A 16,953-nucleotide genomic window follows, 5' to 3' on the forward strand; every position below is an offset into this window, starting at 1 on the left:
CGGGCCGCGGCGCCGCCGGCCGAACCGACCCGGCGGCCGCTGAACGGCGCGCCGGCGAGGGTGGCGACCGTGGCGGCCATCCGCTCGCCGGACACCGCCTCGAGCAGCGCGGCGAGCGGCCGCGCGACGGCCGGTGCGGGCCGGCCGCCAGCCGGTTGGGGCCGGCCTGCGGCGGGTCGGGGCGGGACGGCTGGGGCGGTCATCCGCAGCAGTCCGCGCCGGCGGCGACCGCCTCGGCCTTCGCCGGCGCGCCGCAGCAGGACGCCGGTCCGGTCGCCTCGGCACCGGCCCCGCAGCACGGCTGCGCCGCGTCGGGCCGGGTGACGGAGGAAGTGGCGCAGCAACCGGTGCCGGTCACGGTGAGCGCCGCGGCCGGGTCGCCGGCGAATCCGCCCCGGGTCTGCGCGTCGGTCATGGTCATGCCCCTTCAACGATCGTCGCATCCCTGCCGCGGCACCTGGGTCTCCTACCGCGCCCGCCCCGGCGTCATGCGCCAGCTCGCCGCCCCGCTCACGGTCGACGCCGCCACGCCGTAGGGCCGCGGCGTCAGAGCAGCCGCAGCTTGAACACCTCGAACCCGGCCGCGTAGGTGACGCCGAGGCGGGTGCCGGTCTGGCGGGAGAAGCTCTCCAGGAACTCCTCGGCGTCGAAGTCACCGGCGCCGAGCCCGCGCAGGTAGGCCTCGTGCGCCTCCAGCGACCGCACGCCGAGGTCGAACGTACCGGTCGTGTCGGCCGCGTGCGCGGACCGCGGTGAGTTCGCGGCCCACACCTGCCGCACGCCGCCCCACTTCTCCAGGCCCGCGTCGATCTGCTCCCGGAAGACCCACCGGTTGCCCGCGTCCCGCGCGGCGTCGAGCACGGCCCGGCCGGTGACGATGTGGTCCGACATGTTCAGCGCGTCGCCGGCCTCGTCCCAGCTGTCGCGGAAGTTGTTCGTGATCACGATGTCCGGGCGGTGGGTGCGGATCACCCGGGTCAGCTCGCGGCGCAGTGGCACGCCGTACTCCAGCACGCCGTCCGGCAGTCCCAGGAACTCGACCTGGGACACCCCGACGATCTCCGCGGACGCGCGCTGCTCCTGCTCGCGCAGCGGCCCCGCCTCGGCCGGGTCGATCCCGTCGATGCCGGCCTCACCGCTGGTGAGCAGCACGTACACCACGTCTTTGCCTTGCTGCGTCCACCGCGCGATCGCCGCGGCGGCGCCGAACTCCAGGTCATCGGGGTGCGCCACGATGGCGAGTCCCCGCTGCCAGTCCTCGTCGACCGGCAGCAACGGATGCGCCACGGCGGGCGTGTCAGCTGTCATGCCCCCTATCCTGCGGCACGCTCGTTGCCGCCCGCCGCAGACTCCCGCCGTTCGCTTGACGCGGACACAACACCTCAGCAATCATTGAGTCAATGACTACTGACCTTTCGTCCGTCGAGCGGCGGGCGCGGATCCACGCCGCCCTCGGCGACCCGGCGCGCCTGGCCATCGTGGACACGCTCGTCCTCGGCGACGCCTCCCCCGGCGAGATCGCCCGCGCGCTCGACCTGCCCACCAACCTCGTCGCCCACCACGTCAACGTCCTGCACGGCGCCGGGCTCCTCGTGCGGGTCCGGTCCGAGGGCGACCGGCGGCGCACCTACCTGCGCCTCGAGCCGGACGCACTGGCCTCGCTCGCCGCACCCGTCCTGGCGCAGGTGCCGCGGGTGGTGTTCGTGTGCACGCACAACTCCGCGCGCTCCCAGCTCGCCGCCGCCATCTGGACCGACCGGGCCGGCATCCCCGCCGCGTCCGCCGGCACCCACCCGGCCGCCCGCGTCCACCCGCGGGCCGTGGCCGTCGCCCGCCGGCACGGGCTGCGCATCAACGCGACCGGCACCGCCCACGTCGCCGACGTCGTGCACGACACCGACCTTGTCGTCGCGGTCTGCGACAACGCCCACGAGGACCTCACCCAGGGCGTCCGGCCCCGGCTGCACTGGGCGGTCCCGGCACCCGCGGACACCGACGCCGCGTTCGAGGCCACGTTCGCCGAGCTCGCCGGCCGCATCGACCGTCTCGCCCCCGTCGTCGAGCCCGCCCGATGACCCGTCCGGCACCATGGCGACGGCTGCTCGCCGAGTTCACCGGCACGCTGCTGCTCGTCACCGCCGTCGTCGGCTCCGGCATCATGGCCGCCACCCTGTCGCCGAACGACGCCGGGTTGCAGCTGCTGGAGAACTCCGTCGCGACCGCCTTCGCGCTCGCGGCGCTGATTCTCACGTTCGGGCCGGTCTCCGGCGCGCACTTCAACCCGGTCGTGTCCGCCGCCGACTGGTTCCTGGGCCGCCGCACCGGCACCGGCCTGACGGTGCGCGACCTCGGCGGTTACGTCGTGGCGCAGACCGCCGGCGCGATCGGCGGCTCGATCCTGGCAAACCTGATGTTCGACCTGCCGGCGGTCGCCGCCTCGGGCAAGGACCGGGCGGCGGGGCATCTCCTCCTCGGTGAGGTCGTCGCGACCGCCGGGCTGGTCCTGCTCGTCTTCGCCCTCGCCCGGTCCGGCCGCGCACCGGTCGCACCCGCGGCGGTCGGCGCGTACATCGGCGGCGCCTACTGGTTCACGTCCTCCACCAGCTTCGCCAACCCGGCCGTGACCGTCGGCCGGGCGTTCACCGACACGTTCGCCGGGATCGCCCCCGCCTCGGTGCCAGGCTTCGTCGCCGCACAGCTCGTCGGGCTGCTGGCCGGGGTCGGGCTGCTGCTGGCGCTGTACCCCTCCCGCCGCGCCGACCCCACCGGCCACCCCGGCCCCGTCGTTGCCGTCCCGAGCCGGCATGGAGGAACCCCATGAGTGCCAAGCCCAGCGTGCTGTTCGTCTGCGTGCACAACGCCGGCCGCTCGCAGATGGCCGCCGGTTGGCTGCGCCACCTCGCCGGCGACACCGTCGAGGTCCGCTCCGCCGGCAGTGACCCCGCCGACCAGCTCAACCCGGTCGCGGTCGAGGCGATGCGGGAGGTCGGCATCGACATCACCGCCAACACCCCACGCAAGCTCGACTATGCGACCGCCGAGGCCTCCGACGTACTGATCACGATGGGCTGCGGCGACATCTGCCCGGTCTTCCCCGGCCGGCGCTACCTCGACTGGCACCTCGACGACCCCGCCGGGCAGGACCTCGCCACCGTCCGCCGCATCCGCGACACCATCAAGGCCCGGGTCGAGCACCTGCTCACCGAACTCGCCACCCAGCCCGACTGATCCGGACCGGCCTATGCCGCAGCGAGTTCGTCGATCGACCTGGCAATGCTGTCCACCGCAGTCGCGATGGCAGTTTCCGTCATGGCGTCCACACGGAGGAAACTCCGGCTCCGGAGCTGACGCGGCAACCGATCGGGAGGCAGCCCGTCGAGCACGACCGGCAGAATCTTGACGCGGCGCAGGTTGCCGTCGGCGGCGTAGCGCAGTTCCTCGGCCATGCCGCTTGAGCCTTCGCTGTGCTGCGAGAGCACCGCGACGACATAGTCGGACTGGTCCACGGCCTGCGCGATGGTCTCCCAGATCGGCTGCCCGATCAGCAGGTCGACCTCGTCGAGCCACACGCTGAACCCGCGGACCCGCAACTGCTCCGCCAGCGGCCGGACGAAACGCTCCTTGTCCGGCGTCGCATGCGAGATGAAGACCGAGGTCGGCTCCGATCTCACCGCCAGCCGAGCCAGGACGGCCGCCACGTCCGGCGGCCGGCGCGCCGGATCAACGCTCAACAGGTCGGCGATGAGCTCCCGCTGACCGGCCGGCAGCGACGCCAGGTGCGGCGCCAGCACAGCAGGACTGACCGCCTGCCGATACCGCCGCGTGAAGCTCCGCAACTGATCACGCGAACCCTTCCCCGGCGGCGGGCGTATCGCCGTGGTCATGTCGACGAACCACAGCTCGTTGAGAATCCCAGCGACTTTGTAGAGCTCGCGGGCCAGCTCCGGGCGGACGGTGAGCGGGTTTACGTCCGTGAGCAGCTCAAGCAGAACGATACCCAGCGAGAACAGGTCTGCCGGCACCCCAGGAGCCATACGGTCCGCATCGGGGTCGAAAACCTCCGGCGCCACGTATCCAGGCGTCCCGATCGACCACCGCTGATCCGGCTCATCCTGACTGTCCAGCCCCGGACTGCCGATGTCGACGATTTTCAGGACGCCCGCCGTGTCGACCACCATGTTTTCCGGCTTGATGTCCAGCCGGGAGAAGCCGGCCTGATGCAATGCCTGGACCCCGCTGGCAGCCTGCCGAAACAGCTCGAGCGCCGCGGCTGGTCCGCGCGGCGCACGCAGGATGTCGCGCAGCCGTCTCGACCCAAGATGCTCCAGCGCCAGCCAGGGCACTGTTTCAGCCCACATGCCGAAGTCGTAGACCTGGCAGATGTTGGGGTGGAAGCACGCGGCGAGGACTCGCGCCTCATTGCGGAATATCTCCGCCTGCCGCAGCTCGTGGGAGACCTGCCCTCGCCCTGACGGCGACCAGATCTTCAAGGCGACCGGCCGGCCGAGGACCTCATCGACTCCACCGAGCACGACCGCCGAGCCGCCCTGGCCGAGGACCCAGTCCAACGTGTATCGGTCCAACACCCGCACCGAGGCCGGCAGCGGCTGTTGTGGTGTGAGCCGCCAGAGTTCCCAGCCGTACCTTTCGATCAAGGCATCCATCGAGCCCATTCTCCCACGTGGTCATTCGGCGAGTTTTCGCAACCAGCGCCTCACCCGCCGGGACCACGCCACGTTCTGCCGGGCCTCCAGGACGGTGCGGTGCGTGGCGCCGGAGGTGGACTTGCGCCGCGACGGGTCGACACGTAACTTGCCAATGTATCGGCGCGATACATCACGGCGATACATTGCCGCGCACGGGGCGTGGGATGGCGACGGTCGGGGAGGCAGCGACGTGTCCAGCGGGCAGTTGTACGACACCATCGGCGGGAGCTACACGGCGACGCGGCGCACGGAGCCGCGGATCGCCGCAAGGATCTGGGCCGCGCTCGGCGATGCGCAGACGGTGTTGAACGTCGGGGCCGGCACCGGGTCCTACGAGCCGCCCGACCGCGACGTCACCGCCGTGGAGCCGTCGGCGCTCATGCGGGCGCAGCGTCCCGCGGGCGCGGCGCCGTGCGTGGCCGCCGCCGCGGATTGCCTCCCGTTCGAGGACCTGTCCTTCGACGCCGCAATGGCCGTCTCCACCGTTCACCATTGGCCGGACCCGATCGCCGGGCTGCGCGAGATGCGGCGGGTGGCCCGGCGCGTGGTGGTGTTCACGCACGACAGCAGCGACGCGGGGTGGCTCCACCGGTTCTGGCTCAGCCGCGACTACCTGCCCGAGGTCGCCAACCTCGTCGCCGGCCGACCTTCGGTGACCGAGCTGGCCGACGCGATCGGCGCCCGCCTGGAGCCGGTGCCCATTCCGTGGGACTGCGCCGACGGTCTCTTCGAGGCCTACTGGCGCCGGCCCGAGGCATACCTGGACGAGCGGGTGCGCCGCGCGATGTCGGTCTGGACCACAGTCGGCCCGGAGGCCGAACAGCGGGCTGTGCGCGACCTGCGGGCAGACCTTGCCTCAGGCCGGTGGGCCGAGCGCAACCGCGACCTCGTCTCACTCGACGCGGCCGAGCTCGGCCTTCGCCTGCTGATTGCCTGACCGCACGGCGGCGTCACAGGTCGTGGGGGACGCCGCCGCGCCAGGCCCACACGGTGAAGACCAGGCAGTAGAAGAACGCCACCACGAGCGGCACGGTGAACCAGGCGGACGGCAGGATCATCCCGAAGAGGATCCCGGGCACCGGTGCGAACAGGTACCACCCGCTCGGCCTGGGCCAGGTCGCGGATGCGTGGCGGATCGCGCCGGTGCGGTGCCGGGGCAGGTAGGCGCCGGCGCGGAGCCGTCCGCTGGGCCAGATCCGGTGGCCGCCGTCGGTGTCGATGACGGCCCGCCCCGCCCGCCCCTCGCTGATCCGGGCGGTGACCTCGTCCCCGGCGCGCAGGTCGGCGACCTCGCGGCTCCACATCACCGGCTGCCACAGCGCCCCCGGCGGCGGCACCACCGGCCCGATGCCCGGCTCCGGAGGGTCGGCGTCGGCCGGCACCAGCATCGTCGCGACCCCGATGTTCACGGAGCCGCCGGTGGCGCCGACCGTTCCGGTCCAGACGAGTGGGACCACCCGCCACCGCGACGGTGGGCCGGCCGCCGCCGCGTGGGCGCGCCGGACGCGGACCCGCCACGCCGCGGCGGCGGCCCCGGCGAACAGCAGGAACGGCAGGACCAGGAACAGCCCCCACCACGGCGGGTGGACGCCCGTGACGAGTCGCGCGTCGTCACCCGCGGGAAAGGCGTCCACGTCGGGGTTCGCCGGGTCGTACCGGAGCCTGAACTCCTCCCGCGACGACCAGTCGCTGCCGTCCGGCACGTCGAACCTGACGATGTGCACCTCGTCGTCGGCGTCGGTCCAGACGACTTCGACCGCCGAGACGTAACTGGTCCATCCGTCGGAGCCGATGGACGAGATGGGACTCGGGCGGCCGACCACCTCGGTGTCGGCCCGGTCCGAGCGGGAGTACCACTGCGACACCATCAACGCGCCCAGCGCCACGGCCAGCACCGCGGCCGCCGCCGACACCAGCAACGACAGCACCATGGCGTGGCGAGGGAACCGACCGTCCATGGGCACCCAGCCTAAAGACAATCGGCGCCGATGGATACGTCGCGTGCGGACCGATGTGCCGCCGCGCGGCCGGCAAGGAATGGTTGGCCGCGGACCGTACAGTGCTTCGCATGACCTTGTCGGGGGCGTGGCTGGGCATCGACTTCGGGACGTCCAGCACCGTCGCATTTCTCAGGCGCGGCGACGGCACCGTCACGCCGCTGCTGTTCGACGCGTCCCCGCTGCTGCCCTCGGGTGTCTTCGCCGACGATGACGGGCCGGTGCTCACCGGCGCCGACGCCGTGCGCGCCGCCGCGGGCAGCCCGGCCGGGTATGAACCCAACCCGAAGCAGCGCATCGACGACGCCACGACATGGCTCGGCGGGCGCGAACGTGCCGTGCACGGGCTGATCGCGGCGGTCCTGCGCCGGGTGGCGGACGAGGCGTGCCGGGTCGCGGGCACCGACCCGGCCGGCGTCGTGCTCACCTACCCCGCCGGCTGGAGCCGGGCGCGGCTCGCCGTCCTGGCCGCCGCGGCGGACGCGGCGGGGCTGGCCGGGGTCGGGTTCGTGCGCGAGCCGGTGGCGGCCGCGACGTACTTCGACGGCGTGCTGGGCCATGACCTTGGGCAGCGCCAATGCCTGGTCGTGTACGACTTCGGCGCCGGCACCTTCGACGTCAGCGTCGTGCGGCGCGGTGCCGACGGGGTGGAGGTGCTCGCCGCGGACGGGCTGACCGACATCGGCGGCAACGACCTCGACGCCGTCGTCGTGGACCATCTGCGGTCGCTGTCCGCGGACCCGGTGGCGTGGGGACGGCTGGACTGGCCGCAGAGCGCGGCCGATCATCGGGCCCGGCGCAGCCTGTGGGCGGACGCGCGGTCGGCCAAGGAGCAGCTGACCAGGCACACCCGGGCCGAGGTGCACGTGCCGGTCGTCGACGTGACGCTGCACATCACCCGCGAGGAGTTCGACGCCGCCGCCCGGCCGCATCTGGAGCGGACGGTCGCGCTGACGATCGCCACCCTGCGCGCCGCCGGAGTGAGCCGCGAGGCGATCGGGGGTGTACTGCTCGTCGGCGGCTCCAGCCGCATCCCGCTCGTGGCGACCCTGCTGCACCGGACGCTGCGCCTTGCGCCGACAGTCATGGAGCAGCCGGAGCTCGTCGTGGCGCACGGCAGCCTGTTCCTCGTCGATCAGCAGGACCGGCTCGAACCGCCGCCACCGCCCGCGCCCGTGGTCGCCACACCGTCCACGCCCGTGGTCGCCGCACCGCCCGCCGTACCGTCCGCAACGCCGCCCGCAGTGCCGTCCGCGGTGACATCGAGGCCGCTGCCGACGCCGGCGAGCGAGGCGCTGGCGACCGCCCAGACGGTGCCACCACCGGCGACTCCGGCTGAGCCGGCACCGGTCGTACCAATGACGGAGCCGACGCGCGATCCAGCCACCGCAGCGGCGCCGCCGCCAGCAGTCACCCCGCCGGCCGAGCCGCAGGCCCAGGCCACCACGCCGTCGCCCAGCGCGGCGCAGACCGCGCCGGAGCCCGTCACCGGCCCGAGGCGGCGACGCCGTGTGGTCGTGGCCGCGGCCGCCGGCGTCGCGGCGCTCGCCGTCGTCGCCGCGCTGCTCATCGGCCGGCCGTGGGACAACGGCACCGGCCGGGACCCGAGCGGCGACGGTTCCCCCACCGGCGGCAGCCAGCCGGCCGCCACCCAGGCGAGCCTGGACTCGGTGCGGCGCAGCGCTCCTGGATGCGAGGAGAGCGACGAGCGCGTGGTGTGGACCGCGGTGCGGGCCTCCGTCACGTGCTCGGCGGCGGCCACGACGGTGAGCAAGCAGGTGGGGTGGGACATTGCCTACACGCAGTCCTACGCCGAGCTGCGGATGTCGCTGCGCGACCGGCAGCTCCCCGGCGCGTTCACGGTCGCGTTCACGATCGGCGGGCTGTCCGCCCCCGGACGCAACGGCAACCGCAACGGCTGCGGCGGTCTCGCGGTGCACAGCGCGCCCGACGGCCACACGTACGACTACTTCAACGTCTGCGGCGACGGCTGGGTCGAGTTCGTCCGGATCGTCAACGACGCCGGAACCGGCAACCAGACCCGCCAGCTCACGCCGGGCCCGGACCAGGGGTCAGGCCCGGCCTACTCGGTGCTCGTCACCGTCACCACGTCGGCGGTGACGGTGACCGTCAGCAACAACGTCGGCGGGAGCGAGACCATCACGGCGGCGACCGCCAGCACGACGAGCGCCTACGTCAGCCTCATGACGACCTGGCGCAACGTCGGCGCCACCGCGTCCTTCTCGAACTTCACGTACAGCGCGACCGGGTAGGCACGGTGTCCGGCGCTCAGGGGAGGGCGGCGCCGGGCTCCACCGCCGCGTCGCGCAACCAGTCCAGCATCTCCAGGGCCGCGTCCAGGTCGTCGCCGGACCGGCCGGGTTCCTGCGTCCCGAACTGCCGCTGGTAGACCAATCGGCGCGGATGAGTATGGACGTCGCTCTTTCCTGCCGCTACAGTCCAGTCACAACTGTAAATAGTCTTAAGTGTTTCTCACGCACAGAGGACGAGGTGGGCATGAGCACCAGGAAACGCTTCGCTACCACGATCACCCTCAGCGCACTACTCACGGCGGGGACACTGGTCGGCACCGCGTCAGGGGCGTCGGCCGCTCCGACGAACTGCACCGTCACCTACGGCTCGAACTGGGCGCAGAGCCTGTGCACCGGCGGTACCGGAGAACACCGGGTCAACATGCTGCAGCAGCATTTCATGCCCGGTGCCGGCGCCATCATCTGCCAAGGACCATGGGCCCCAGTGGGTACCCCGTCCTACACCAACTGCGCGTACCACACGATCGTCAACGTCTGGGTCGACACCCGCTGACCCATCTCGCCGGCTGTCACACGTCGCCGAAGGCGAACTCGAAGGTGCCCGCCTCGATGCTGTCGATCAGCTCGGCAACGTCGCCGGCGAGGCGGGTCGCGGTCTCCCACCCGGTGCTGGTGATGTCCACCATCAGCACTGGTGATGTCCACCATCAGCACCGGTGCGGGGTCTCGGCGCAGGTCGAGCACGATCTGCTCACGTGAGCCGTCGTTGCCGATGATCGCGATCCCGGGGTGCGCCACGGTGCTCTCGTCCCACGCGTCGTGCAGGCCGAGCATCTCGCGTGGCGTGTTGAGCCACACGTAAGCACCGTTCGGCAGCCAGCCGCGCCGGAACCACGACGCACCCCGCAGGTAGGTCCGCCACGCGGCCGGCAACGCCCGGCCGAGGGCGTCGTGCGCGTCGGTGAACTCCTGGTCGTCGACGGGACCGCGGTAGTCGGCCTCCTCCATGATCGCGCCGACGATGTGCGCGTTGAGGTCGGCCAGGTCGCCGGCGGGGATCCGGTACTGCGGCGCGTCGAGGCCGGCGACGTGCTGCAGCTCGTACCGGCCCAGGTATGCCCGTTGCACCTCGAACCGCGTCACATAGCCCACACCGCCGGCGGGCACGTGCCGCTCGCGGACGATCGTCGTGGCGTGCTCACGGTGCAGCACCGCGGAGAAGGTCGGCTGGTCCGGCCGGCGCGGCGGCCACTCCCGCCACGCGGACGCCGCGACACGGTCGAGTTCGGCCTGCCCGGTGGACCGCCAGAGCGTGATGGTGCCGGATTCGTCGATGGCGCGCTCCTGGCGGCTGTGGTGTTCGCGTGGGCCCGGCGCAGCATAGTCCCGGCTGCGGACGGTCAAGGGCTACGGCGGGCGGCGGCCTGTGCCAGCGTGGTGCGGATGGGCTCCAGGGTGGCGACGGCGTCGTCGTAGCAGCCGGCGTCCTCCCACAGGTCCCGCCATTCCGAGTCGGCGCCGGTGCGGTCAGCTTGAGCCGCGGACGGTCAGTGTGGTCGGCAGGCGGCCCGGTGCCGGCAGGGCCGGGTCGAGCAGGCGGCGGATCGCCGACGCGGCCTCCTCCTCGACCGGCATGTAGACCGACGACAGGTCCGCGGCCTCGGCCAGGGCGCTGCCGTCGAAGCTGACCACGGCGACGTCGTGCGCGACCCGCCGGCCCGCCTCGCGCAGCGCCTGCAGGACCCCCATCGCGGACACGTCGCATGCCGCGAACACCGCGTCCAGTCGCGGCTCGCGGGCCAGCAGTTCCTGCGCGGCGGCGTACGCCCGGGCCCGGGTGAAGTCTCCGTCGATCGACGCGACGGGCTGGGCGGCGCCGGCCATCACGCGCAGGAACCCGGCCTTGCGTTCCAGGGCGCAGGGCGTGGGCGGGCCGAAGACCGCGCCGATGCGGCGGCGGCCGGTGGTCACGAGATGCTCCGCCGCCTGGTGGCCGCCGCCGTCGTTGTCGGGGGCGACGAACGGGATGCCGGGCGCCGTCTCGCCCAGGGCGATCGTGCGGGTGCGGCGCACCCGGGCCGCGGCGGCGACGGGCATGTTGATGAGGACCTGCCCGAACGGCGGGTCGTCGTCGCCGGCCGGTGGCGTGGCGACCCGCCTGACCTGCAGGGAGACGTCCTGGTCGTGCAGCGCACGCATGGCACCGGTCAGCACGCGCCCGTAGTACGGCTTGACGCTCAGCGCGTCGGGATCGGGGTCGACGATGAGGATCTCGATGCGCTCGACGTGGCTCGCGGTGATCCGGCCGGTTGCCAGCGCGCGGGCCGCGGCGTGCGGCTGGAAGCCGAGCTGTGCCGCGGCGTCGCGGACCCGCCGGCGCACCGCGTCCGTGGTCCCGGGCAGGCCGTTCATGGCCCGCGACGCGGTGGCCCGGGACACGCCCGCCGCGTGGGCCACGTCGGCGAGTTTGGGACGCTGGTGCTCCATGACTGCAACCGTATCCGGCTCCACCGGCGTGGCAAGGCGATTGCCGGGGCGGGTCCGGCGAACCCGCCCCGGCCTGCTCAGGACGGTTGCACAGGGTGCCGGGTCCAGTGCAGCCCGTCCGGTGACACGTACACCGCCGACCTGTCGTAGAGGAGGTACGCGCCGGCCGCAACGGTCTGGACCGGCTGCCGCAGGTCGTCGATGCCGTCCAGGCCGGTCACCGGCGCCGGCTTCGTGTAGGCACCGGTGGTCCCGGCGTACCAGGCGCCCGGGTTGCTGACCACCGTCTGCACCAGGTGGGTCCCGTCCGCGGCGACGAACGAGGAGTCGCCGTGCTGCAGCCACGGCAGGGTGCGCCCGGGGTCGGCCCGTTGCCACGTCTGCCCGCCGTCGCCGGTGCGGTAGACCAGCAGCCGGTTCTGGCCGTTGTTCGTGACGACGGAGACCACGGCGTAGGCGGTGGTGCCGTCCACGGTCGCGATGCGCACCTGCTGGTTGTTGATGTCCTGCGGGTAGTCCGGCTCGTCCTTGCCGAACACGTGCGTCGACCAGGTCCGGCCGCCGTCGCGGCTGACGGAGACGCCGGTGCGGTTGCTCTGCTGGACGTATCCGGACACCCACAGCCCGGTGTTCGCCGGTGTCGGCTCGACGCCCGTCGGGATGAGCGCCGGCGGCTGGGTCGCCAGCTTCTGCTCCGCTCCGGTCTGGGCGTTCACCCCGTACACCGCGCATTGCGTGGTGCCGTTGCTGCCCTCGCGGCACGTGGGCCAGCCGCCTGCCGGTACCGCGGCCATGGTGCCCGCCGCGAGCTTGACGTCCTTCCAGTTGCGGCCGCCGTCGCTGCTGAAGCGTGCCACGGCGCTGGTGGGACCGGTCATGGCCAGGCCGCCGAGCACGCCCGGCGCCAGCACCCGCAGCTGATACGGGCTGCCCGACTTCCGCTGCGTCCAGGTCTGCCCGCCGTCGTCGGAGCCGAACAGCACGCTCTTGCAGGAGTTCTGGTCCGCGGTGGGGCAGCGCAGCTGCAGCGCGTACAGGTGGTTGAGGTCCGTCGCCACTGCCTCCTCCACCAGGCCGTCGCTGAAGTACGGCCGCTCGTTCCCGGTCGCCGAGGGGGTCACCGACTGGGCCGCTGACGGGGCCGCCGACTCGGGGCCTCCGTCCGCCGGCGTGGGCATGCCGCGGTCGTGCCCGCCTGACGTGACGAGCAGCGCGGCCGCGACCGCCGCGGTGCAGCCGGCCGCGACCGCGGCGGCCACCCGGGTGCGGATCCGCCGGCGGCGCCACGCCGTCGCGTACACCTCTTCGCCGCTGGCCAGGTTCGGTGGCGTCGGGCTCTCCAGGGCGTCGTCGAACCGTTCACGCAAGGAAGTCACGGGCACCTCTCCACCATCTCGGCCGACCGAAGCTCCAGATCGTCGCCGAGCAGCTGCTTCAACCGGGTGAGCCCGCGCGCCGCGTGGCTCTTCACCGTTCCCTCCGAACACCCCATCGCCTCAGCGGTCGCTGCCACGTCGAGGTCGTGGTAGTACCGCCACACGAGCACCGCCCGCTGCCGCGGCGGCAGCTGGCCCAGCGCGGCCGTGAACGCCGACCGCGCCGCCGACTGTTCCACCGCGTCCGGTCCAGCCCGGGTGTCCGGGACGTCGGCGTGCGAATGCTCCCTGCGCCGCCACGCCCGGCGCGTCTCGGACAGGTACGCCCGCATGAGACACGTCCGGACGAAGGCGTCCAGTGCGCCGCGGTCCCTCACCTTGCGCCAGCTCACGGCCAGCCGCATGAACGCGACCTGGGTCAGGTCGTCGGCCCAGTGCCAGTCCCCGCACAGCAGGTACGCGGTGCGTCGCACCACCTCGCGCCGCGCCGCGTAGTACTCGCTGAACTGCTGCTGATCCTCGAACGAATCGCCCGGCACAATCGCCTCCTTGCCGGTTAGGTGCACAGCGACCGCGCACCCGGTTTACACGCCGGCGCAGAATCTTCGCCGGGCGAGCCGGGCCGGCGTCAGGCGGCGGCTTCGCCGGGCGGGCCTCAGACCGCGGCGAGCAGCGCGTCGAGCGGGCGTGGCAGGACGTCCCGGGCGAGCGCCGCCTCGACCAGCAGCCGCCCGTAGCGCAGCTTGCGGCGCGCGCCGCTGCCCAGGAACCGTCGCAGCTGCGCCTGGAGTTCCCGGTCCCGCCACGCGGGCTGGTGCTGCAGGGAATGCAGCGAGCCGAGGTCGCCCTGCGAGTCGAACAGCGCCTCGACCGCCGCGGTGCCCACCGCCCGGATCAGCTCGTCCTCCAGGTCGTCGACGCAGACGTACACCCCGAGGCCGTCCTGCAGTTCACGCTGGAACAGGTGCGCCTCCCGCAGGTCGCACAGCCCGGCGAGGCGCCGGCCCTCCGCCGGGGTCAGGGTCGCCAGGAACCGGCCGATCGCGTGCGCCCCGCCGATCGGCACGACCACCACCCGTTCCGCTTCCAGGTCGCGGCCGCGGCCGGCGGCGGCCGTCTCCACCGCGATCTGGTCGCTGATGCCCTCGACGAGCACCAGCGTCGCGGCGTCGTCGACCTTCGCCAGGGCGCGCGCCGTGGCCCGGAACGTGGCGTCCGGGCCACTCACGTATCCGTCGAGCGCCCGGCGGGCAAGCTCACCGCGGTCGCCGGCAGCCACGGCGGCTCAGGCGCCGTCGGCCATGATGACCAGCCCGAGGCACATCTCGTCGCTGGTGCCGTCGCCCCAGACCACGTACCGGGGCGCGGTCCCCTGCAACTGCGGCAGCTGGCTGCGCAGCGTCGCGTCGTGGGTGCAGGTGACCCGCAGCTTGTCGCCGGCCTTCAGCGCGACGGGTTCGGCCAGCGGGTGGATCGCCTGGTCGTCGAAGTTGTACCTGGGGACGTCCAGCAGCAGCCGCGCGCCCGGGGTGCCGGGGTTGAGCTCGATCGTGATGGCGCGGCCCAGCAGGTGCATGTGCCCGGCCACCGCGTACACCGTGGCCGCCCGCCGCACGGGCTGGTCGCAGTGCTGCGTCGGCCCGGCGACCGGCTGGCCGCGGCTGCAGAGCTTCACCAGCTGCGCCTCCTGCTCCCCGACGTCCGCGCCGAAGCGCTTGGTCACGTCGGCGATCGCGGCGTCGCGGTCGCACAGCGGCCCCGACTCGCTCGCCGTGCACGGCAGCTCGATCGGCGCCGGCAGCAGCGACGTCTGCAGCGGCGTCATTCCCGTGGTGCTGTCGTTGAGCCGCAGCCGGATGGCCGACTGGTCCGCGCCGCCGGCCTTGCCGCCGGTGGCCAGCAGGTTGTAGTGGATCTGCATCACCATCAGGCTGCCCGGCGGCATCGGGTAGCCGAGGTTCGGCGCGAGGAGCGTCTCGTTGGCGCCGGGCGCCCACGACGCGACCCAGGTGTCACCGTTGACGCCCGAGTCGCCGAAGCACGTCCAGCCGTCGCCGGGCGTGCCGGCGTCGAGCTTGCGGGCCGCGTCGGCGGAGCCGGGGCCGATCCGGAAGAAGATCGCGTGGTGCACGATGTCGGCGTTCTGCGGCAGGAACTGGCTGCCGGTCAGGTACGCCTGGCTGGTGAGTTTCGGGTCGATCAGGAAGCAGCGGTACTCGTCGGTGCCGCCGTTGGGGGCCTTCGGCGTGTACAGCGCCGGCATCGACAGGTTCTGGAAGTGCTCCCCCGCCCGCAGCGGCGCCGCCGGCGGCGCGGAGAAGTGCCCGGCGTGCGAGCCTGCCGGTGACGTGCCGGCCGGTGACGTGGCCGCCGGTTGCGGGTCGTCGGACCCCTTCCCGCAGGACGCGACCAGGACGACCGCCGTGAGCGCGGCGGTCACCCGCAGCAGCTGCTTCATCACTACCTCCCCGTAGCCATGCCCGGTGCGCGGCAGACATCGATGATGCTCGCACCCGCCGACCGGTACATCCGGGACTCCCCCTAATCGTGCCTAATGCGCGAAAATTCGGTCCAGCCGGGCTTCCGCCCCACGCGGAGACCGAGCTCAGCCGGGCTTCCGGCCCCACGCCGAGATCATCGGCGAGGTGGCGAGGTCGAGCCGCCCGGCCTCGACGTTGCCGAGGTGCTCGTCGATCTCCTCGTCGGTGGCCAGGCCGGCCGCGGTCAGCCGGTCGCGGATCTGCCGCACGGTCGCCTGTTCCAGCACGGCGCAGGCGGCCCCGGTGATCGGGAAGCACGCGTCGGCCTCCACGTCCACCAGCTCCGCGCCGCGCAGCAGCCGCGGCAGCGTCCGCCCGTAGGCCAGGTCGACGCCACGATCCGCCATCAGCGTACGGAAGTCGCGCTTGAGCTTGTTGGCCAGCCGCTGCGCCGGACCCGGCTCGTCCGGGCAGACGAGCGGCTGCAGCGCCGGATCGGCCTCCTCCACCAGCAACCACCCGCCGGGCCGCACCGCCGAGACCATGGCGGCCAGCGCCGCGGCGCGCTGCGGGACGTGCACGAGGACCAGCCTCGCGTGCACCAGGTCGAACCCGTCCCCCGGCGGCGCTTCGGCGCCCACGTCATGGCGGCGGATGTGGTACGCCGTGCCGCCGGCCATCCACGTCACGTCGATGTCGGTGGCCAGGACGTACCCCGACGGCCCTGCCCGCCCGGCGAGCCAGGCCGGCACGCTCGGGCCGCCCGCACCGACCTCCCAGCAGCGCCACCCCGCCGCGATACCCAGCGCGTCGATGTGCCGGAACGTGGAGGGGTTGAACAGCGCCGAAAGGGCGTCGAAGCGGGTGCCCGCCTCCGCCTGCCGGTTGTCGAGGAGGTACCCACCGTCGTCAGCCACGTACCCCATCCTCGCAGGCCGACGCGGCGCCGGATCGCTGCCGGTCGGCTCACTGCAGCAGCTGGGTCTGCAGGGCGTGCGCCAGCCAGTCCTGGAACTGGGCGGGCGTCCACTGTCGCTTGTGGACCAACCGGTGATACAGCGCCGGATCGTTGTGCAGCCACAGGATGTCGGCGGCCATCGAGGTGGTGAGCCCGGCGCGCAACGCGTCCCGGCGCGACAGCAGGGTGGCCGGTCGGTGCATGGCCGCGAGCCGTTGCCCCTCGAGGTGCTCGAACAGCGTGCGGGCCTCCGGGTCGGACTCGGCCGCGCCGGCCAGCGTCACGTGCAGCGTCGCGATGCGCCCCTGGATCCCGGTGACCATCGCCGCGAACCCGGCGAGCATCCGGGCCGCGTCGGGCTCCGCCTCCAGCGCCTTGACCACCGGCCGTTCGCGCAGCGGGACCGGTTCGTCGTCACCGGCGGTCGCCTGGTCGTATGCGAGCTTGAGCAGCTCCGCCTTGCCGCCCACCGACGTGAACACGGTCTTGCGGCTGACCCCGGCGGCCGCCGCGATCGCGTCGATCGTGGTCGCCGCATACCCGTTGCCGACGAACAGCTCCGCCGCCGCCGCGACGATCTGGCCGCGGGTGCGCCGGGCCTGCGCCGCACGCAGGTCGGAACGGTAGGACCGCTTGCCGGGCTCACTCATTTTGCGTTACCTTCAGTGTAACGAAT

At 73.0% G+C, this 16,953-nt stretch carries 18 protein-coding genes and 2 pseudogenes; 6 read left to right on the plus strand and 14 right to left on the minus strand.

The genetic code is table 11. The annotated features are described in order from the left end of the window. The 3 genes and pseudogenes from AB0K00_RS54830 to AB0K00_RS54840 all read right to left on the minus strand — a co-directional run. Positions 1-203 (minus strand): annotated as a pseudogene (locus AB0K00_RS54830) (hypothetical protein); the annotation flags it as partial. After that, positions 200-415, minus strand: a complete 216-nt coding sequence (locus AB0K00_RS54835; protein ID WP_363539136.1) for a hypothetical protein — start codon at positions 413-415, stop codon at positions 200-202. The pseudogene AB0K00_RS54830 and the gene AB0K00_RS54835, both read right to left, overlap by 4 nt. 131 nt (positions 416-546) lie before the next feature. Continuing rightward, complete coding sequence (locus tag AB0K00_RS54840) at positions 547-1,308, minus strand: PIG-L family deacetylase (protein ID WP_363539138.1); 762 nt, start codon at positions 1,306-1,308, stop codon at positions 547-549. 92 nt (positions 1,309-1,400) lie between these two features. Between AB0K00_RS54840 and AB0K00_RS54845 the strand changes: the two genes are divergently transcribed. From AB0K00_RS54845 to AB0K00_RS54855, 3 genes are read left to right on the plus strand one after another with little or no spacing between them, the layout of a single operon-like run. Further along, positions 1,401-2,075 carry a helix-turn-helix domain-containing protein gene (locus AB0K00_RS54845; protein WP_363539140.1) on the plus strand — a complete coding sequence of 225 codons (675 nt, stop codon included), beginning with the start codon at positions 1,401-1,403 and terminating at the stop codon, positions 2,073-2,075. After that, the gene (locus tag AB0K00_RS54850) at positions 2,072-2,821 is read left to right on the plus strand and encodes an MIP/aquaporin family protein (RefSeq protein ID WP_363539142.1); all 750 of its coding nucleotides are present in this window, start codon (positions 2,072-2,074) and stop codon (positions 2,819-2,821) included. Before AB0K00_RS54845 ends, AB0K00_RS54850 begins: the two co-directional genes overlap by 4 nt. Next, complete coding sequence (locus AB0K00_RS54855; RefSeq protein WP_363539144.1) at positions 2,818-3,228, plus strand: arsenate reductase ArsC; 411 nt, start codon at positions 2,818-2,820, stop codon at positions 3,226-3,228. Before AB0K00_RS54850 ends, AB0K00_RS54855 begins: the two co-directional genes overlap by 4 nt. Before the next feature lie 11 nt (positions 3,229-3,239). Here the strand turns inward: AB0K00_RS54855 and AB0K00_RS54860 are convergent, their stop codons facing one another. Continuing rightward, positions 3,240-4,664 (minus strand): TIR domain-containing protein, encoded by a 1,425-nt coding sequence (locus tag AB0K00_RS54860; protein ID WP_363539146.1) that lies wholly within the window; start codon positions 4,662-4,664, stop codon positions 3,240-3,242. Between the two features lie 244 nt (positions 4,665-4,908). Here AB0K00_RS54860 and AB0K00_RS54865 point away from each other — a divergent pair. Continuing rightward, a pseudogene (locus AB0K00_RS54865) lies at positions 4,909-5,643 on the plus strand (methyltransferase domain-containing protein); the annotation flags it as partial. Between the two features lie 13 nt (positions 5,644-5,656). On the opposite strand, the gene AB0K00_RS54870 reads toward AB0K00_RS54865, so the two are convergent. Then, positions 5,657-6,664: a hypothetical protein gene (locus AB0K00_RS54870; RefSeq protein ID WP_363539148.1), complete on the minus strand. Its 1,008-nt coding sequence runs from the start codon at positions 6,662-6,664 to the stop codon at positions 5,657-5,659. Positions 6,665-6,774: 110 nt separating this feature from the next. Between AB0K00_RS54870 and AB0K00_RS54875 the strand changes: the two genes are divergently transcribed. Next, positions 6,775-8,976: an Hsp70 family protein gene (locus AB0K00_RS54875; RefSeq protein WP_363539150.1), complete on the plus strand. Its 2,202-nt coding sequence runs from the start codon at positions 6,775-6,777 to the stop codon at positions 8,974-8,976. Positions 8,977-8,992: 16 nt separating this feature from the next. Here the strand turns inward: AB0K00_RS54875 and AB0K00_RS54880 are convergent, their stop codons facing one another. Continuing rightward, positions 8,993-9,118: a hypothetical protein gene (locus AB0K00_RS54880; RefSeq protein ID WP_363539152.1), complete on the minus strand. Its 126-nt coding sequence runs from the start codon at positions 9,116-9,118 to the stop codon at positions 8,993-8,995. Positions 9,119-9,220: 102 nt separating this feature from the next. On the opposite strand from AB0K00_RS54880, the gene AB0K00_RS54885 reads away from it, so the two are divergent. Continuing rightward, positions 9,221-9,529, plus strand: coding sequence for a hypothetical protein (locus AB0K00_RS54885; RefSeq protein ID WP_363539154.1), 309 nt, complete (start codon positions 9,221-9,223; stop codon positions 9,527-9,529). Here the strand turns inward: AB0K00_RS54885 and AB0K00_RS54890 are convergent. The 8 genes from AB0K00_RS54890 to AB0K00_RS54925 form a co-directional block, all read right to left on the minus strand. Next, positions 9,475-10,380 (minus strand): hypothetical protein, encoded by a 906-nt coding sequence (locus tag AB0K00_RS54890; RefSeq protein ID WP_363539156.1) that lies wholly within the window; start codon positions 10,378-10,380, stop codon positions 9,475-9,477. The two genes, AB0K00_RS54885 and AB0K00_RS54890, sit on opposite strands and share 55 nt — an antisense overlap. A 123-nt stretch (positions 10,381-10,503) precedes the next feature. Next, positions 10,504-11,463 carry a LacI family DNA-binding transcriptional regulator gene (locus tag AB0K00_RS54895; RefSeq protein ID WP_363539158.1) on the minus strand — a complete coding sequence of 320 codons (960 nt, stop codon included), beginning with the start codon at positions 11,461-11,463 and terminating at the stop codon, positions 10,504-10,506. Between the two features lie 77 nt (positions 11,464-11,540). Continuing rightward, positions 11,541-12,839, minus strand: a complete 1,299-nt coding sequence (locus tag AB0K00_RS54900) for a sialidase family protein (protein ID WP_363539160.1) — start codon at positions 12,837-12,839, stop codon at positions 11,541-11,543. Then, positions 12,836-13,378 carry a SigE family RNA polymerase sigma factor gene (locus AB0K00_RS54905; protein WP_363539162.1) on the minus strand — a complete coding sequence of 181 codons (543 nt, stop codon included), beginning with the start codon at positions 13,376-13,378 and terminating at the stop codon, positions 12,836-12,838. Before AB0K00_RS54905 ends, AB0K00_RS54900 begins: the two co-directional genes overlap by 4 nt. A 116-nt stretch (positions 13,379-13,494) precedes the next feature. After that, positions 13,495-14,118: a TOPRIM nucleotidyl transferase/hydrolase domain-containing protein gene (locus AB0K00_RS54910; RefSeq protein ID WP_363539164.1), complete on the minus strand. Its 624-nt coding sequence runs from the start codon at positions 14,116-14,118 to the stop codon at positions 13,495-13,497. A 6-nt stretch (positions 14,119-14,124) separates the two neighbouring features. Next, entirely contained in the window at positions 14,125-15,297 is a 1,173-nt protein-coding gene (locus tag AB0K00_RS54915) for a monooxygenase (RefSeq protein ID WP_363539166.1), read from the minus strand. Between the two features lie 147 nt (positions 15,298-15,444). Further along, complete coding sequence (locus AB0K00_RS54920) at positions 15,445-16,236, minus strand: methyltransferase domain-containing protein (RefSeq protein WP_363539168.1); 792 nt, start codon at positions 16,234-16,236, stop codon at positions 15,445-15,447. Between the two features lie 49 nt (positions 16,237-16,285). Continuing rightward, on the minus strand, positions 16,286-16,927 hold the full coding sequence (locus AB0K00_RS54925) for a TetR family transcriptional regulator (RefSeq protein WP_363539170.1): 642 nt from the start codon (positions 16,925-16,927) through the stop codon (positions 16,286-16,288). Between the last annotated feature and the right edge of the window lie 26 nt (positions 16,928-16,953).

Origin of the sequence: Dactylosporangium sp. NPDC049525 (assembly GCF_040676755.1) — a bacterium.
GTDB lineage: Bacteria > Actinomycetota > Actinomycetes > Mycobacteriales > Micromonosporaceae > Dactylosporangium.

What these genes read in the sequence shown, in the direction of transcription:
- AB0K00_RS54885 (WP_363539154.1), top strand. Translation starts at nt 9,221, where the DNA reads ATGAGCACCAGGAAACGCTTCGCTACCACGATCACCCTCAGCGCACTA.
- AB0K00_RS54850 (WP_363539142.1), top strand. Translation starts at nt 2,072, where the DNA reads ATGACCCGTCCGGCACCATGGCGACGGCTGCTCGCCGAGTTCACCGGC.
- AB0K00_RS54855 (WP_363539144.1), top strand. Translation starts at nt 2,818, where the DNA reads ATGAGTGCCAAGCCCAGCGTGCTGTTCGTCTGCGTGCACAACGCCGGC.
- AB0K00_RS54840 (WP_363539138.1), bottom strand. Translation starts at nt 1,308, where the DNA reads ATGACAGCTGACACGCCCGCCGTGGCGCATCCGTTGCTGCCGGTCGAC.
- AB0K00_RS54845 (WP_363539140.1), top strand. Translation starts at nt 1,401, where the DNA reads ATGACTACTGACCTTTCGTCCGTCGAGCGGCGGGCGCGGATCCACGCC.
- AB0K00_RS54925 (WP_363539170.1), bottom strand. Translation starts at nt 16,927, where the DNA reads ATGAGTGAGCCCGGCAAGCGGTCCTACCGTTCCGACCTGCGTGCGGCG.
- AB0K00_RS54895 (WP_363539158.1), bottom strand. Translation starts at nt 11,463, where the DNA reads ATGGAGCACCAGCGTCCCAAACTCGCCGACGTGGCCCACGCGGCGGGC.
- AB0K00_RS54870 (WP_363539148.1), bottom strand. Translation starts at nt 6,664, where the DNA reads ATGGACGGTCGGTTCCCTCGCCACGCCATGGTGCTGTCGTTGCTGGTG.
- AB0K00_RS54860 (WP_363539146.1), bottom strand. Translation starts at nt 4,664, where the DNA reads ATGGATGCCTTGATCGAAAGGTACGGCTGGGAACTCTGGCGGCTCACA.
- AB0K00_RS54915 (WP_363539166.1), bottom strand. Translation starts at nt 15,297, where the DNA reads ATGAAGCAGCTGCTGCGGGTGACCGCCGCGCTCACGGCGGTCGTCCTG.
- AB0K00_RS54875 (WP_363539150.1), top strand. Translation starts at nt 6,775, where the DNA reads ATGACCTTGTCGGGGGCGTGGCTGGGCATCGACTTCGGGACGTCCAGC.
- AB0K00_RS54835 (WP_363539136.1), bottom strand. Translation starts at nt 415, where the DNA reads ATGACCGACGCGCAGACCCGGGGCGGATTCGCCGGCGACCCGGCCGCG.